Source organism: Paraburkholderia sp. GAS82, from assembly GCF_050436285.1.
Taxonomy (GTDB): domain Bacteria; phylum Pseudomonadota; class Gammaproteobacteria; order Burkholderiales; family Burkholderiaceae; genus Paraburkholderia; species Paraburkholderia phenazinium_B.
Genome location: NZ_JBNDLX010000019.1, coordinates 1 through 14,578, shown reverse-complemented (window position 1 = coordinate 14,578; position 14,578 = coordinate 1). Strand labels below are relative to the sequence as shown.

Below are 14,578 nucleotides of genomic sequence, written 5' to 3'. Positions count from 1 at the left end.
AAGCCAGGGCGGATCGTTCATACCGATCCGTCCGCTATTTATAGGAGTCGCAATGGAACGGATAGAACACCGTGCCTGTTTTGACGGATGGCAGGACGTATACCGGCATGAGTCGGCCTCGCTCAACTGTTCAATGAACTTCTCGGTGTTTCTCCCGGCGCTGGCATCCAGGAAAAAACTACCCGTACTGTACTGGCTCTCCGGTTTGACTTGCACCGAGCAGAATTTCACCACGAAGGCCGGAGCTCAACAATACGCGAGTCGCCATGGCGTCATCATAGTCGCTCCGGACACCAGCCCTCGCGGGCAACAGGTTGCTGACGATATGGGTTATGACCTTGGAAAAGGTGCAGGCTTTTACGTCAATGCAACCCAGAAACCTTGGGCAGCCCACTACCGGATGTACGACTACGTTGTCACGGAACTTCCCGAATTGATCGAATCGGAATTCCCTGCTTCAGAAGCCCGCTCCATAAGCGGACACTCGATGGGCGGCCATGGTGCAATCGTCGTGGCGCTGCGCAATCCGGGCCGCTATCGCAGCGTTTCGGCATTCTCGCCGATCGTCGCTCCCGCCCAGGTGCCATGGGGCAAGAAAGCATTCGAGGCGTACCTGGGTCCAGACCGTACAGCATGGAGGCAATACGATGCGTGCGACCTCGTCAGGTCCGCGGCAGAGAAGCTTCCGCTACTGGTTGATCAAGGCGCTGCAGATGAATTTCTTGAGACTCAGCTCAAACCTCATCTGTTAAAGGCTTCCTGTGAAGCAGTCGGCCATCCCCTGACACTTAGGCTCTATCCTGGATTCGATCATAGCTACTACTTCATCACTACCTTCATTGGCAATCATATTGCGTTTCATGCTAAAGCTCTCCATGGATAGTCGATTTACACCCGCAGAATTGTCGGACGCTGACACATGGAGACGATGCTGGTCGTAGTACGACCCAACACATTATTGACATGTTATGGCACCGATGAGTTACCTTTTCATCGTGATCCCTCGGTCAAAGTCGCACCGGACTTTTGCGGCGGTCTCATTTCCGATACTTTGAGGCTATAGGTAGTTCAGACGGCATTAAGGCGCGTTTCACTCGCTCCCGTATCTGCATACCGGCACGTAGTGCAAGCGCGGCACGATATGGCAATGACAACACTTCCGTCTTGTCTCTTGGAATGCGTTATCAATAGGCCTTCGCTTTTCGCTACCATCGCTGTTGCGAAAAGATACCACCGACAGGAGAAGCCATATGGCTTTCGACGAGCGAACCCTCAATGGGATGAGCGTACTTGCTGCAGTGGCCAATAGCGGCAGCTTTGCTGCCGCCGCTGAGGCGCTAAATATGTCGCAGCCCGGCGTCAGCCGTGCGATCGCGCGACTCGAGGGTCGGCTTGACGCGCGTCTGTTCGACCGTCATCCTCGTTCCGTAACCCTTACGGACGAGGGACGTCGCCTTTACGAACAGGTGGTGCCGCTGCTCACCGCACTGGAGGAGGCCGCTGAGTCAGCTGCCTGCAGCAAGGAGACCGTGCGTGGACGTCTGCGAGTGAACGTTCACCCTTTCTTCTCAAACCTTATTCTTGGACCACGCCTAAGCGAGTTCCTCAAAGCCCATCCCGAACTCAAGCTTGACCTGGTCACACGCGACCAACTCGGCGACACCGTCTCTGAGGGCTTCGATCTCGCCATCCGTTTCGGCGAGCCGAAGTCCTCGTCCATGATAGCTCGCAAGTTGCTCGAAACACGAATACTCACGGTGGCGTCGCCTTCTTACCTGAAAGAGCACGGCCGCCCGCGTAGCCCCGATGAGTTGCGTGGCTCCTCACATATTTGCCTGAGATATCGGAATCCTGAGACAGGCCTGCCATTTAAATGGGAGTTCCATCGCAATGGCACGCAAATGGAGCTTTATCCCGAAGGCCAATTAATGGTTAATGATGCAGGTACGATGCATGCGGTATGTTTGGCTGGATACTGTATCGCCCAGGTCATGGAGCTGGGCATTGAAGGCTTGATTGCAAGTGGGCGACTTGTCAATCTGTTCCCCGACTGGTGCGACGAACGCTGGCCTCTCTATGTGCTGTATCCCTCTCGAAATCATATGCCCGCGAAGACGAATGCGTTCCTCGACTTTATCTCGTCGATCGTCGGTAACCCTCGTTGAACCGCCATGTCTGTACGGCGCTTTGAGCAGAGCTGCTATCCCTGCCTCACTAACGTCTGCCAGCAGGCTCATTTGTTCCTCGCACTCGGCCAGACCTACGACTACGAGGCTTGCGTGCGTGTTAAAGCGAACCTTCGAAAGCGCGCCTGAGCCGCCGCACCCCCTCCCTGATCAGTACTTCGCCCGGAGCGGCATACGACAAACGCAGTGACGAAATGTCGGGCTGGTCAGCAAAAAACACCCTTCCTGGAACGTAAACAACGTCATTTGCAATCGCCTTAGAAAGAAGCGCCGAGGTATCACTTCCGGATCGCAAGCGTGCCCACAGAAACATTCCGCCCATTGGGCGATCAAAGACGATGCCGTCACTAAATTCCTGCTTTAGTAAGTCACACAGCACATCACACTTCTTCCCGTACTCGTCAGCAATTTTTTTCAGATGAGGTCTGAGGGCCCCACTTTTTAGATACTCGGCTGCAACGGCCTGCATCCAGGTGGAGCTGCATAGATCGGCGGTCTGCTTCGCAATGACACATCTGCGCACGATATCAGCCGGTCCGATTGTCCATCCCACCCGCAAGCCTGGCGCCGATATCTTAGACAGACTCCCCAGATGGACCACCCAGTCTCGAGCACCTTCGACGCGACCTGAGAGACTGAGCAAGGAAGGGATAGGCTCACCATAAAAACGCAACCCGTGATACGGATCATCTTCCACGATTACGAACTGATGCTTAACAGCCAGTTCAAGCAGTTCGATCCTTCTCTCCAGGCTCAGCGTAAGTCCGCTTGGATTCGAAAACGAAGGCACGACGTAGAGCAATTTCGGCTTTGCCTTTAGAGTATCCGATTCGAGGAGTAGTTTTAGCGCAACCGTATCCAGTCCGTCGCTGTCCACAGCGACTCCGGTGACCGAGGCCTGTTGCAGCCTTAGTGCTTGCAACGTGGCGGGATAGGTACGCTCTTCGACAAAAACCACATCACCAGACGACACAAATGCTCGCAACAGGAGATCGAACCCTTGTTGAGACCCCGTGGTGACTATAACCTCCGAATCGTCGCGTCTAATATCATCTTCTTCCACAAACCGGAGAATTTGTTCCTTTAACGCGGGCATTCCTTCGGTCGCACCATACTGCAGGCACGCCACTGGATTTTCGAACGCTATTTCACTCGCGCGTTTAAATCCGTGGACGTCGAACAAATCACTCGCTGGAACTCCGCCTGCAAACGAAATCATTCCCGGTTGGTTCAGATATCTTGAAAGCTCGCGGATGGGGGAACCCGTTGGTTGTTTAAAAACTGGCGCAAAATCGTACATTTTTTTCCTCGAAGCCATGCATCGCGATCACTGAAGAATGAGATCAAGTTCTTCTCAACGGTTGGCTTGTTGTTCAACACACGTGGCTATCCAGGCGAAGTCAGGTCCAGTGTTTCAAAACGCCCATTCAAAACCAACTTCGCTTATGGCGCGGCCAGGTCTGCAATCTGAGACCACAGCAATACGCGTAACGAGACCTACACAAGCAATGGCCGCTGCCCTATCTCAATCACGCGTCCACTACTTGATAGACCGACAGGTTTTCACTGACCTGCTACAGCTCATAAGAAACTGTCCCTGCCAGCCGCCGGATCATGGCCCCATACTGTTAAATTTCATACACCTTTGTTGGTTGATGTCACAACGACCCATTGACCTTGCTTCACTTGGTAAAGTGTTGAAATTGCTGTTTTGATATCGCCATTGGCAAGGAAGGCAATAGGACCGGTGATCCCAGTGAACTGGATTTTCTTGATTGCTGCGTTGATATCGGCCGGCTCCGTCGAATTGGCTGCTTCTATGGCGTGAATCAGCACGCTGGCTGCGTCATAGCTAAACGGGCCATAGGGGAGCAGGTCAATATCATAGGTTTTTCGGTATTTCGCAACAAACTCTTTGCCGTTCGGCAGCGATTGCAGCGGTAAACCGTAGTCCCAAACAAATGCGCCTTCCGCAGCATCGCCAGCGATCTTGATAAAGTTTGCATCTGCGACGCCGCCGCCCGCAACGAACGTCGCCTTCATTCCAAGCTGACGCATGCGCTTTACGACCATGGCAGAAGGCGTGTCACCACTTCCTGCGAAAAATAGCAGATCTGCACCTGTACTCTTGATTCTCGTCAACTGGGCGCTGAAATCCACTGCCTTATCGTTTGTGTATTCGCGGCTGACAATCGTTGCGCCGCTAGCCCGCGCCGCCTTTTCAAACTCGTCAGCTTCCCCAGCCCCGAAGGCAGTGCGGTCGTCCAAGATTGCAATCCGCTTCGCGTTGCCCGCTGTCGCGGCCCATCTACCAGCCGTGCCGGCATTTTGTGCATCGGTCGGCATAACCCGATACACCGTCGACAACCCCCCTTGGGTAATGCTCGGGTTAGTCGCAGCTGGCGAGATCATTGGAATACCAGCCTTTGAGTAGATTCGTGAAGCGGGAAGTGTAGTGTCAGAGGTGAAGTGCCCGATCACAGCAACAACTTTCTCGTCGACCAATTGTTGAGCGACCTGAACAGCAATACGAGGATCGCCCTGATCATCAGCGGAGACCAGTTGCAGCTTGATGGGCTTCCCGTTGATCGACAGCTTCTTCGCGTTGGCTTCGTCGATAGCGAGCCGCGCGGAGTTTTCACAGTCTTTGCCGTAGCCAGCATAGGGGCCTGTCATAGGCGCCACTAACCCGATCTGAACAACCGTCTCTTGCGCGTTCGCGTAGGCGGACAAAAAGAGAGAATGAGCAAGAAGTGCGGAGCTGGCTGCAAGACACCGCATACGAAATTTTAGCGACTTGAACATTTTTGCGAGTCCTCGGTGATCCTGAATATGGGAAGTCCGTTTGAGTCTCAGATTGAGCAAACGGGGCTACGGACCCGCTCAAGGTCCCATATGCGACCCTAGGTTTCATATCGGACGCACAGCCTAATTATAGACCCCGATCTTTTTTAGAAAGAACAAAAATCTGCGTACTTAGCGCAAACCCTAGTGCTGCACCTCGCACTGGCCCGGACGTCTCTGCCGTCGACTTAGCATCACGCGTGGCGTTCTCTACGAACCATGGGGCGCACCGAAAGCTTCGACGCAGCGTTTCGGGAGGTATTCCATACGGAATCCTGATTGCGTCCTCTTCCGCAATTCCGTCACGGCTCAGCCGTTCCCGTGGAACTCCACCGTCGCGGCAGAACCATGACCGTACTGTCAGACCTTTCGATCATCGTAGCTGCATACATAATCGACAGTCTCAAACACCGTCCCATCTATCTAGCTCTCGCGTTGAACACTAAACGAACCCCCGGCGCGATACTCGCTCCAATCATTTCTACCGACCGCCCTAACCATGCAATGACCAGCCAATACCTCAATTACATCGTCAACAGTCGCCGGAAGCGTCATTAATCCGGGCAAAAGAACGCCGAGTGTCTTCCTCATTCCATCCGCAAAAAGATAGTGTGAGACATACATTTTTCACCATATTTATTTGCTATTTTTTGATTATTAATACTCCTACGTACTGCATATCATTTTATATTTTCCCCACCTCTCCAGAGCCTCGCCTCACGCCAAAAAATAAGCGACTGCAATCTCACTCGCGACATCACCAGCGACGATGATATTTTGAAATCTGAAAGCGGTGGACAGATGCTTAGGTCAGGTTGCTCCGCTCGCGCCAGTCCACCGGCGCAAGCGCGTAGAAAATGGTCGCGCCGCGGCCTTCGTAACGAACTGACGTACCTGCGGGAATCCAAAGCACATCGCCCGGTCTTGTCTCATAGGCATGCTCACCGACGCGCAGCGTAAAAGCCCCGTCAAGCGTAAAAATCAATTCGTCGTAGTGGACCGTCCATTCGACAGAGACATTGTCGAAACGCGCGAGACCCGCACCCATGGTTTTGCTTAGTTCAGGACCGACCAGGCGTGCGATCGACGCGGATCCGCTACCTTGTTCGCCGAACGGTTCGAAGGACACAGTGTCACGTTGAAAATGAATGACTTCGGACATGGACATCTCCATCGTTGAGCGGCTGTACACAGTCGCCGAGGGTTTGCAAAAGGACGATTTTTCATCTTCCAGTGGAAGCAAAACAGCCGTGCCGTAATTGCGAAACGCGAACGGCCTTCATACCTGGGGCTGTTGACGGATAGTGCTCCTGTCATTTCATCCCCTTTGTTGTCGATTCGATGTCTTCTCGCTCTGCGACCTTGCTTTTATTTTGAAGCACCAAGTGCAGCTTCGCGAAATGAGCTAAGAGTTGCGAAAGGAGTAATTGCTTCGGGATCAATCAGACAGTGCAGGATCGCGGGCTTTCCGGAGGCGTATGCCCGATCCCACGCGCCTTCAAATTCTTCGGTGGTTTCGATGCGTTCGCCATAACCTCCGAAAGCCTGCGCGTATGCGGCGAAGTCCGGGTTACGTAATGTGGTGGCGACAACCCGGCCAGGATAGTTTTTCTCCTGATGCATCCGAATCGTGCCGTACATGCTGTTATCCACCACGATAAAAATGATGGGAAGTTCATATTGCACCGCGGTCGCAAATTCTTGCCCGTGCATCAGAAAGCAACCGTCGCCAGCGAATGAAACGACGGTTCTGTTACTGTGAACACGTTTCGCAGCGACCGCTGCGGGTACGCCATAGCCCATGGAGCCGCATGTAGGAGCGAGCTGCGTTCCGAACTCGCTGAACCGGTAAAAGCGATGCACCCAGATCGAGTAGTTTCCCGCGCCGTTGCAAATAACCGCATCAGCGGGAAGTCTTTTTTGGAGAAACTCGATGATCCGCGCCATTTGGAGTTCACCCGGAGACTGGATCCTGCTGAGGTCACTCCATCCTTCGTAATTCGTACGCGCAAGCTGCGTGGAAGACGCCCATAACGGCTGCTCAGGGGTGGCCAGCCTTGCAACCGCGGCGGCGAAGGACCTCGGCGATGCGTTGATGGAGAGTGTCGGCTGATAAACGCGCCCCAGTTCGTTAGTGTCCGGATGCACGTGAATGACATTTTGCGCAGGGGTCGGAATTCGTAAAAGCGTATAACCCTGACTCGCTGCTTCGGACAGTCGGGTGCCGATCAGCAATACGAGATCTGCCTCTTCTATCCGGGCCACCAGCTTTGGATTCGCTCCGAAGCTAAGATCGCCGATGAAATTGGGATGTGTTGCCGGAAAGAGCATCTGCCGACGATACGAAACCGCTACAGGGAGGCCATATCGTTCGCTAAATCGGACAAAGTTGGACACAGCCTCGGCGTCCCAACCGCTGCCTCCGAGAATCGCGACGGGGCGCTCGGCCGCCCGCAAATGTGCATCGAGCGTGGCAACGTTCGCTTCGCCGATCAACGTCTCGACCGGCGTGAACGGTTGAGGATCTAATGCGATGGCTGTCTCTGCAAGCATATCTTCGGGCAGCGCGATCACTACAGGTCCGGGCCGACCAGAAGTCGCTACATGGAATGCACGAAGCACAATCTCGGGGATCCGGGAAGGATCGTCGATTTCTGTAGCCCATTTCGCAAGGTGTCCAAACGTCGCCCGATAATCAACCTCCTGAAAAGCGTCGCGGCCGCGGGTTTTGCGTTCGACCTGGCCGACGAAAAGGATCATCGGGGTGGAGTCCTGCTGCGCGATATGAACGCCGGCCGCGGCGTTAGTGGCTCCTGGCCCACGTGTAACGAAACAGATTCCGGGTCGTCCCGAAAGTTTTCCATGTGCCTCCGCCATCATGGCGGCACCTCCCTCCTGCCGACAAACCGTAACCTCTATGGGCGCGTCATGCAGTGCATCAAGAGCGGCAAGATAGCTTTCGCCGGGAACGCAAAAAAGGTGTTTGACACCGTGAAGTACCAGCTGATCAATGAGGATTTGCCCGCCAGTTCGCGGCGTTGAAAGAGAACATTGCATGAATTGCCGTCCGATACAGTTTGTGTGAGACGCTAGGGATCGTGTTCTGCTTCAGGGTGTTTGAGATCGGGAGTGCGCTGCTTCAGCAGGTATAGTTGAGGCCCATTCGGCCACCGTCTGCAAAGATGACTTGCCCTGTAATGTACGAAGACTCATTGCTCGCAAGAAATAGAGCAATAGATGCAATTTCCTCTGGCTTGCCAAGGCGGCCCATCGGTGTGCGAGACATGATTTTTGCCGCGGCGTCCGGGGACGACAGCACCGTGTTTCGCACCAGCTCAGTTTCAATCGTGCCAGGGCCAATCGCATTCACGCGGATGCCGTGAGACGCGAGCGTAACCGCCATATTTCTGGTCAACTGGTTAATTCCGCCCTTCGAAACGTTATAAGCAAGTAACGAAGGAATCGTCATCACGGAATTGACTGATGACATATTGATGATGACACCAGGGCTTTCTCTTGAAAGCAGGTGGCGCGCCACTTCCTGACTCGCGATGAACGCCGATTTGAGATTGATGTTCAGGGTGCGGTCGAATACCTCTTCGGTGATTTCGAGCAGATCCTGCGGTGTTGCTACCCCTGCGCTGTTGAGCAAGATGTCAACTACGCCCATGGTATCTATCGACGACTGCACCAAGGCCCGCACCTGCTTCGCATCACCCGCATCGGAGGGGAAAAACGTCGCCTTGAAACCTTGTCGCTGCAATTCGTTTGCGAGAGCCTCACCAGAATTCTCGTTGATATCTGAAAAGCAGACTTCAGCGCCTGCCAAAGCAAATCGCTCTACGCACGCTCGCGCGATGCCATTCGCACCTGCAACTACGAGTGCCTTCTTGCCTTCGAGCTGTTTCATTTGCGTACTCCCCGATTCGTGAGAAGTGCTGGCACCCTACGCGCGGACGCTACTTAAGATGCAAGCCCACCAATACTAAAGTGACCGCAGCCTACGTTCCGCTACGCCGCCCTGCATTGGTCCGATATGGGACATTACGTCCGTATGAAGACCATTCTATTGTTCCAACTCTTTGATGTCAACGAAACCTGGCTGTGGGGATTGGCCAGCCCACGGTAGTCGTGCGAGGTGGGCGTCCAGGTTTCGTTGGGTTATTCAAGTCACCTAATACCGTGAGATGAACGGCAGGTATTTCAGGAGGTGTTAATGAGGGAAGAGGGAAGCAGACCCAAGGCGGAACTCGTGTTGAGCGGGTTGGAGTGCAGTGCAACCTCGTTCACGTTCGTTTGCAACACTTATCGAGAAGTGGCTTTGACGGGGAATGTGTCGCGACCCTTGCCGCTCAGCTGGTTTCAGTCACGCCGGACGTGGCACAAGCGCGCCGAGAACCGCATCCAGTTCAATCTGACCGCGGATGATTTCATCGGGGTGATTTTCGAAATCAATCCAGTCTTCGTTGAGTCCATCGAACATGCGTATCCGTGACAGCGGATGCTTCATGCCTTGCGAGCGGAACAGCGCGTCCCAGGTGTCCCGGCCGATGGCTTCGGCGCGTACCGGGCGGTGAAGCACGCGGGCAAAGGCCAAGGCGAGGTCGTTAGGGCTCACTCGGCGTGGACCTTCGAGTTCGACGATACGCACGCCGCTCCATGTTTGCTGGAGCAGTTCAGCCGCAACGCGGCCTACATCTCTGATGGAGACCATCGGCAAGGGCTTGTCCAGCGGCTGCAGGTAACTGGCGATGACGCCATCGTCACGAGCAGACGCGACATCCCGCGCGGCGTTTTCCATGAACCAGCACGGTCGCAGGAATGCTACCGGCACAGGCATGGTGCGCAACGCCTGCTCCATCATCGTGTGTTGTGTGAGCAGATTGCTCTCACTAGCTTGCGCACCGATCGTTGACAGACAAACCACTTTTTCGGGCCGCGCCTTCAGAATCGAGGCGGATACGGCGTCGCTAACTGCGCGCGCCTCGGGGAACCCCGGTGTGGGGTCGAATTCCGAAGGGGGCAGGATGAAAACGCCAACCGCGCCATCGAACGCGGCGGCGAGCGCGGTAGCGTCGTCCATGCGGGCAGTGGCAAGCTCGCAACCGCGCTCCGTCCACGAAGCGGCTCGTGCGATGTCACGCACGATCCCTCGCACGGGGAGACCTGCCGCTATAAGTTCGAGGGCCAGCGCGCTACCGACCTTACCGGTGATTCCCGTGATTGCATACACTGCTCATCCTCCTCGCGTGGATAATCATGATGGAGCCGCACTGAAGTACAAGCCGTCCGGTGTTCCTTCGCGCCGACGTGGCTCCCCGAAGTGAACCGTGCAAAGATCTGGAGGGCTGGAAGCGTAGTGTCCGAGGTGAAATACCTGGTTCGTTTTTGTTGACAAGGTCCGATATGTGACCTATAGTCTGAATTGGGACAATTCTATTGCTGCATTCTTTTGATGTCAACGCGAGGAAGGATTGCATTGGTCATTTAGCGGATAGAGATGTGCTATATGGAAACCGAAACATTCGGATCTCGTCATAAGACTCAACCAGTCTTGAGGCATCCAGAAGCTTTAGAGGGGCACGGGAAGCGGCGCGGGGCGTTGAACGACAAGACGTCTTCGCTTCCTTGAGGAAACGCGACTTTAGCGGTATGCCTCCCGATCGGTTTCAGAGTGCAATGCCAGTATCCACACCAAGTCAAAATTCATTTATCAGCATGAGTAAAGCAACTGGAAGTACCTCGGTGAAGGAGCGTCGCCCGTCACCGCGAGCTGCCGCGCGGATAGTCCACGTCCTGCGACTCTTGGCCGATTTGCGCGAAGGTGCAAATTTAAGTAAGTTATGCGAACTTACTTCCACCCCCAAGACAAGCCTTCTGACGCTGTTGCGGGCTCTTACCGAAAGCGGCTACGTAAAAAACGTCCAGGGAACGTACACTTTAGGTTTGGAAGCGTTCAAGCTTGCATCAGCGGTTGTCGCTCACCGCCGCTTTCCCGAGGTTGCTCAATCGACAATTGAAGCGCTTGCCGCTGCTTCAGGTGAGACTGTGCTGATCGCTCATTTCACGCAAGACCGGCAACACATTGTTTATATCGCCAAGGCCGATAGCCCTAAGGAAGTGCGATTTATGGTGTCGGTTGGGGATAGAAGACCACTTTATTCGTCCTCTGCGGGGCGATTGCTCCTGGCAAATATGGCTCGGGTTGAGCAGGACGCTTACGTAAAGACTGTCCGGATCGACCCCGCCTCGAAATTGGTTACAAGCAAGTCCATGCTAAAGGACTTACTCGCTAAGGTTATTGAGTCCGGACTCGATACAGCAGACCTCGGCTCCGCCAACGATGTATATGGGATCGCTGCGCCGATCCTTGAGTCAAGTGGTGAGGTTTTGGCGGCGCTGGTCGTCGGTGGTCCAAACGCTCGAATGCTTGCCGACATACAGAACATCACCAATCTGTTAGTCCAGTCCGCGAACGAAATTTCCGAGCTTCTTGGCCGTCGCGGCCTTGACGCTTAAGTCGCCCCTTGCGCCGGAAAGCTTCGAGGCATTTAAGTAAACCTGCAATCCAGATTGAGTCAGATGGGTCCAGTGTCCCTTTAGAGTCGACTTTTTAAGAAATTCGAGCCACGTCGCCCGCGGGCGAATTTTGCTTGGATGCGAGACCTCTCGGCCCGACCAAGGGCACCCGACTCCGTTTTAGCGCATTGGTGACCATCTGCCTCCTTTACGCCCCCGCCAGAAAGCCGATCAATCTCCAGGCGTGATAGCACATTAGTCAGCGACAACATCACGTCGGGCCGATCACTTACTAAGTAGTCCGCTATATCAGCGTCAACAACGTCCCGTTTTCCCTCCGTACAGCCGTTCCTCCACCTTGATTGACGCCCGCTGAGCAGCCCGGCCCAAATTTAAAGCGCACTGCGCAGGTAGAAGATGCTCTTCGAAGATCGGTTCGAGCACTGCCATCTCTACCTTCACGCTCATACCAATCGCCCTAACCCCGGTCGACCCGGCAATCCAGTCAGTGCGCATTGCGCGCGAGATGGGTGCCGAGATTGTGCTCATCACCACATATGGCCCCACGCGAAGCTGCATATAAGAGACACCGGCATCAGGGTTTGCGATCAGTTCGACGAAATTATTTGTTTTCACAAAAAACCGATGGCTATAATCAAGTCAAGGTCTCCTATGGAACGCGTGTTCTGATATCGGACCATGAAATCGAGGCTCCAGGAACAGGCCACCTTGCTAAATGCTCAAGTCACGGTTCCCGTTCATGGATTGACGTGCGAAGGATTTGCAAAATGTCCGGAGTTTCCCGCATTGCAAGCCGCTCCTCACAATTGGTTACCCGGTGAGGTCTATTGATATGCAGAATCGACGACATGGACAGGAGGCACCGGGCTTGACGAACAGATGCCGACACGGGGCATTGAAGTCACTGTCCAGTCAGAGTTTTGATTAGTTATACAAATTAAATCGTCGTTTGAGTGAAAACCAACCATGGAATAGGAGACCGCTGTGAGTAATTCTTCAGTCAACTTAAAGATCTCTGCAATTGCGCTCTCGTGCGCATTCTTCACACTCAGTGCGCAGGCACAGTCCACAGTAACTCTCTATGGCGCACTCGACGAAGGTCTCGACTACGTAACCAACAGCGGAGGGCATTCTCTTTGGCGCATGCGAGACGGCACATACGATGGCGTGTACGGCAGCCGATGGGGACTGAAGGGGAGCGAAGACCTCGGCGGAGGGCTCAGCGCCATTTTCAAGCTGGAGGCAGGTTTCAGCGTCGAAAATGGCCAGATGCGACAGGGGGGACTGGAATTCGGACGGCAGGCTTACGTCGGATTGTCAGACGACAAATACGGCACGCTTACGTTCGGGCGCCAGTACGATCCCGTTGTCGATTTCCTCCAGCCTATGACAGCAGGTGGCCAATTTGGCGGCCCGTTCGTCCATTCGGGCGATATCGACAATACGGACAACTCGTTCCGTGTAGACAACGCAATCAAATATGCTAGCCCGAAGATCGCTGGCGTAACGTTTGGCGGGATGTATTCGTTCTCAAACACCAATGCCGTCGGGCGGAGCACGACCGGACTCTGGGGCCTTGGAGCGAGCTACTCTTTCGGTCAATTTAATTTTGGCGGCGCTTACGAATACATCAAGGATCCAGGCGCCCTCCTCACGGACGGTGACTACGTACCGAATACAACGGGGGCGGGGATCGGTGCGACCGGCCCCTTCAGCTACGTCGGACAGCCGGCCAGTCAACAAATCGTGGGCGCTGGGGTGTCCTATCTGATCGGTAACACAACGCTCGGCCTGGATTTCAGCGATACGAATTTTAAAGATGCGAACGGCACGACGAGCTCAGTGCGCTTCGACAATTACGAAGCGTTTGTACGCTACGCGATCAGCCCGGCGTTTTCTGTTGGTGGCGCCTATACGTACACCCACGGCAAGGTCAACTACAGCGGACAGGTTCCAATCTATCAATCAGTCGGGCTTGCGACGTCTTACGCACTTTCGAAAAGCACATCTCTCTACGCGATGGCCGTATGGCAGAAGGCAGTTGGCGGCGCCGGCGTGGCTGATATCCTCGACGGTGCAGTTGGCGATGCATCAACTAACAACCACCAATCGGTGGTCCGAATCGGCATTTATCACCTGTTCTAACAGACAAATTTCTCAACTTGAACCCAGCACCGACGTCGCGGATCTGCTTTAGCCCGAGCAGAAGCGACGCCGGCGTTTCGACGCGAGTCCCTTTAAAGCAGGGTCGCGATGGAGAACCAACCGTTGTCTGTAACGCGGTTCACAGCTGTGTTTAAACAGGTAGATTGGGCACACCGGTGGGCGAGCTGATCCATCAAACCCTGCACGTTTGACTAACTTTATTATGGATACCAAAACATGTGCCGTCCGAGCGGTACTGCGTGATGAGGACCATCACGAGACCGTACAGCAACTGACAGATCATCTCGGTTCCGACAATCTCATCGCGGCTCAATGGCCGGTAGGCCACCCGGTCGATCGGGATCGCGAGCGATAACGCTGAAGCACGCCGTCGAAATCGCTAACAGGACTCGAAATCAGCAGCGGTAAAACCGCAAAACAGATGCGAAGATAGTGGTCATTCAGTTAGCAGATGCGGGTGATGCCAGTCCATCCAGTCATACCATCCCGTTGTATTGACCCATGCCCACGTCGAACAATATTCCTTGGTAGCCGGCATAGCTACATCCCCTTCTCCGCTCAGTTGCTCATCTGCCCCTAACCCCGCTCGGCTTTCACCAAGATTCTTTACCGGCATTGTCATTGACTTCTCATTCATAGCCGGACTCCTTTTAAGCAGCACTCTTCACCATATCCTCGATCACCTTCTTCGCATCGCCGAAGACCATCATGGTCTTGTCCATGTAGAAGAGATCGTTGTCGAGACCTGCATAACCGGCCGCCATCGAACGCTTGTTGACGATCACCGTGCGCGCCTTGTACGCCTCGATAATCGGCATGCCCGCAATCGGCGACTTCGGATC

At 54.4% G+C, this 14,578-nt stretch carries 13 protein-coding genes; 4 read left to right on the top strand and 9 right to left on the bottom strand.

From position 1 onward, the window contains the following. The first annotated feature begins 52 nt into the window (after positions 1–52). Both fghA and P3T17_RS36875 read left to right on the top strand, forming a co-directional pair. The gene (fghA, locus tag P3T17_RS36880; protein ID WP_074267528.1) at positions 53–883 is read left to right on the top strand and encodes an S-formylglutathione hydrolase; all 831 of its coding nucleotides are present in this window, start codon (positions 53–55) and stop codon (positions 881–883) included. Positions 884–1,250: 367 nt separating this feature from the next. Next, complete coding sequence (locus P3T17_RS36875; protein ID WP_074267527.1) at positions 1,251–2,165, top strand: LysR family transcriptional regulator; 915 nt, start codon at positions 1,251–1,253, stop codon at positions 2,163–2,165. 121 nt (positions 2,166–2,286) lie between these two features. Here P3T17_RS36875 and P3T17_RS36870 read toward each other — a convergent pair whose 3' ends face one another. From P3T17_RS36870 to P3T17_RS36840, 7 genes are all read right to left on the bottom strand, one after another. Then, the gene (locus P3T17_RS36870; RefSeq protein ID WP_429411895.1) at positions 2,287–3,486 is read right to left on the bottom strand and encodes a PLP-dependent aminotransferase family protein; all 1,200 of its coding nucleotides are present in this window, start codon (positions 3,484–3,486) and stop codon (positions 2,287–2,289) included. Between the two features lie 335 nt (positions 3,487–3,821). Then, positions 3,822–4,991: a branched-chain amino acid ABC transporter substrate-binding protein gene (locus tag P3T17_RS36865; RefSeq protein ID WP_074267525.1), complete on the bottom strand. Its 1,170-nt coding sequence runs from the start codon at positions 4,989–4,991 to the stop codon at positions 3,822–3,824. A gap of 462 nt (positions 4,992–5,453) precedes the next feature. After that, on the bottom strand, positions 5,454–5,585 hold the full coding sequence (locus P3T17_RS36860; RefSeq protein WP_253190147.1) for a hypothetical protein: 132 nt from the start codon (positions 5,583–5,585) through the stop codon (positions 5,454–5,456). Between the two features lie 250 nt (positions 5,586–5,835). Continuing rightward, positions 5,836–6,192, bottom strand: coding sequence for an AraC family ligand binding domain-containing protein (locus tag P3T17_RS36855; protein ID WP_074267524.1), 357 nt, complete (start codon positions 6,190–6,192; stop codon positions 5,836–5,838). A gap of 206 nt (positions 6,193–6,398) precedes the next feature. Beyond that, positions 6,399–8,087 carry a thiamine pyrophosphate-binding protein gene (locus P3T17_RS36850; protein WP_074296372.1) on the bottom strand — a complete coding sequence of 563 codons (1,689 nt, stop codon included), beginning with the start codon at positions 8,085–8,087 and terminating at the stop codon, positions 6,399–6,401. 82 nt (positions 8,088–8,169) lie between these two features. Beyond that, entirely contained in the window at positions 8,170–8,940 is a 771-nt protein-coding gene (locus P3T17_RS36845; RefSeq protein ID WP_074267523.1) for an SDR family NAD(P)-dependent oxidoreductase, read from the bottom strand. 456 nt (positions 8,941–9,396) lie between these two features. Continuing rightward, entirely contained in the window at positions 9,397–10,263 is an 867-nt protein-coding gene (locus P3T17_RS36840) for an NmrA family NAD(P)-binding protein (RefSeq protein ID WP_074296373.1), read from the bottom strand. A gap of 446 nt (positions 10,264–10,709) precedes the next feature. Here P3T17_RS36840 and P3T17_RS36835 point away from each other — a divergent pair, with 446 nt between their 5' ends. Both P3T17_RS36835 and P3T17_RS36830 read left to right on the top strand, forming a co-directional pair. Beyond that, positions 10,710–11,549 carry an IclR family transcriptional regulator gene (locus P3T17_RS36835; RefSeq protein ID WP_167379437.1) on the top strand — a complete coding sequence of 280 codons (840 nt, stop codon included), beginning with the start codon at positions 10,710–10,712 and terminating at the stop codon, positions 11,547–11,549. Between the two features lie 1,005 nt (positions 11,550–12,554). Continuing rightward, a complete protein-coding gene (locus P3T17_RS36830) occupies positions 12,555–13,715 on the top strand; it encodes a porin (protein WP_083611622.1) in 1,161 nt (386 codons plus the stop codon). 457 nt (positions 13,716–14,172) lie between these two features. Here the strand turns inward: P3T17_RS36830 and P3T17_RS36825 are convergent, their stop codons facing one another. After that, positions 14,173–14,373, bottom strand: a complete 201-nt coding sequence (locus P3T17_RS36825; RefSeq protein WP_429411880.1) for a hypothetical protein — start codon at positions 14,371–14,373, stop codon at positions 14,173–14,175. 13 nt (positions 14,374–14,386) lie between these two features. After that, a partial coding sequence (locus P3T17_RS36820; protein ID WP_429411878.1) for an NAD(P)(+) transhydrogenase (Re/Si-specific) subunit beta occupies positions 14,387–14,578 on the bottom strand: 192 nt, incomplete at its 5' end.

What these genes read in the sequence shown, in the direction of transcription:
- fghA (WP_074267528.1), top strand. Translation starts at nt 53, where the DNA reads ATGGAACGGATAGAACACCGTGCCTGTTTTGACGGATGGCAGGACGTA.
- P3T17_RS36875 (WP_074267527.1), top strand. Translation starts at nt 1,251, where the DNA reads ATGGCTTTCGACGAGCGAACCCTCAATGGGATGAGCGTACTTGCTGCA.
- P3T17_RS36870 (WP_429411895.1), bottom strand. Translation starts at nt 3,486, where the DNA reads ATGTACGATTTTGCGCCAGTTTTTAAACAACCAACGGGTTCCCCCATC.
- P3T17_RS36865 (WP_074267525.1), bottom strand. Translation starts at nt 4,991, where the DNA reads ATGTTCAAGTCGCTAAAATTTCGTATGCGGTGTCTTGCAGCCAGCTCC.
- P3T17_RS36860 (WP_253190147.1), bottom strand. Translation starts at nt 5,585, where the DNA reads ATGACGCTTCCGGCGACTGTTGACGATGTAATTGAGGTATTGGCTGGT.
- P3T17_RS36855 (WP_074267524.1), bottom strand. Translation starts at nt 6,192, where the DNA reads ATGTCCGAAGTCATTCATTTTCAACGTGACACTGTGTCCTTCGAACCG.
- P3T17_RS36850 (WP_074296372.1), bottom strand. Translation starts at nt 8,087, where the DNA reads ATGCAATGTTCTCTTTCAACGCCGCGAACTGGCGGGCAAATCCTCATT.
- P3T17_RS36845 (WP_074267523.1), bottom strand. Translation starts at nt 8,940, where the DNA reads ATGAAACAGCTCGAAGGCAAGAAGGCACTCGTAGTTGCAGGTGCGAAT.
- P3T17_RS36835 (WP_167379437.1), top strand. Translation starts at nt 10,710, where the DNA reads ATGCCAGTATCCACACCAAGTCAAAATTCATTTATCAGCATGAGTAAA.
- P3T17_RS36825 (WP_429411880.1), bottom strand. Translation starts at nt 14,373, where the DNA reads ATGAATGAGAAGTCAATGACAATGCCGGTAAAGAATCTTGGTGAAAGC.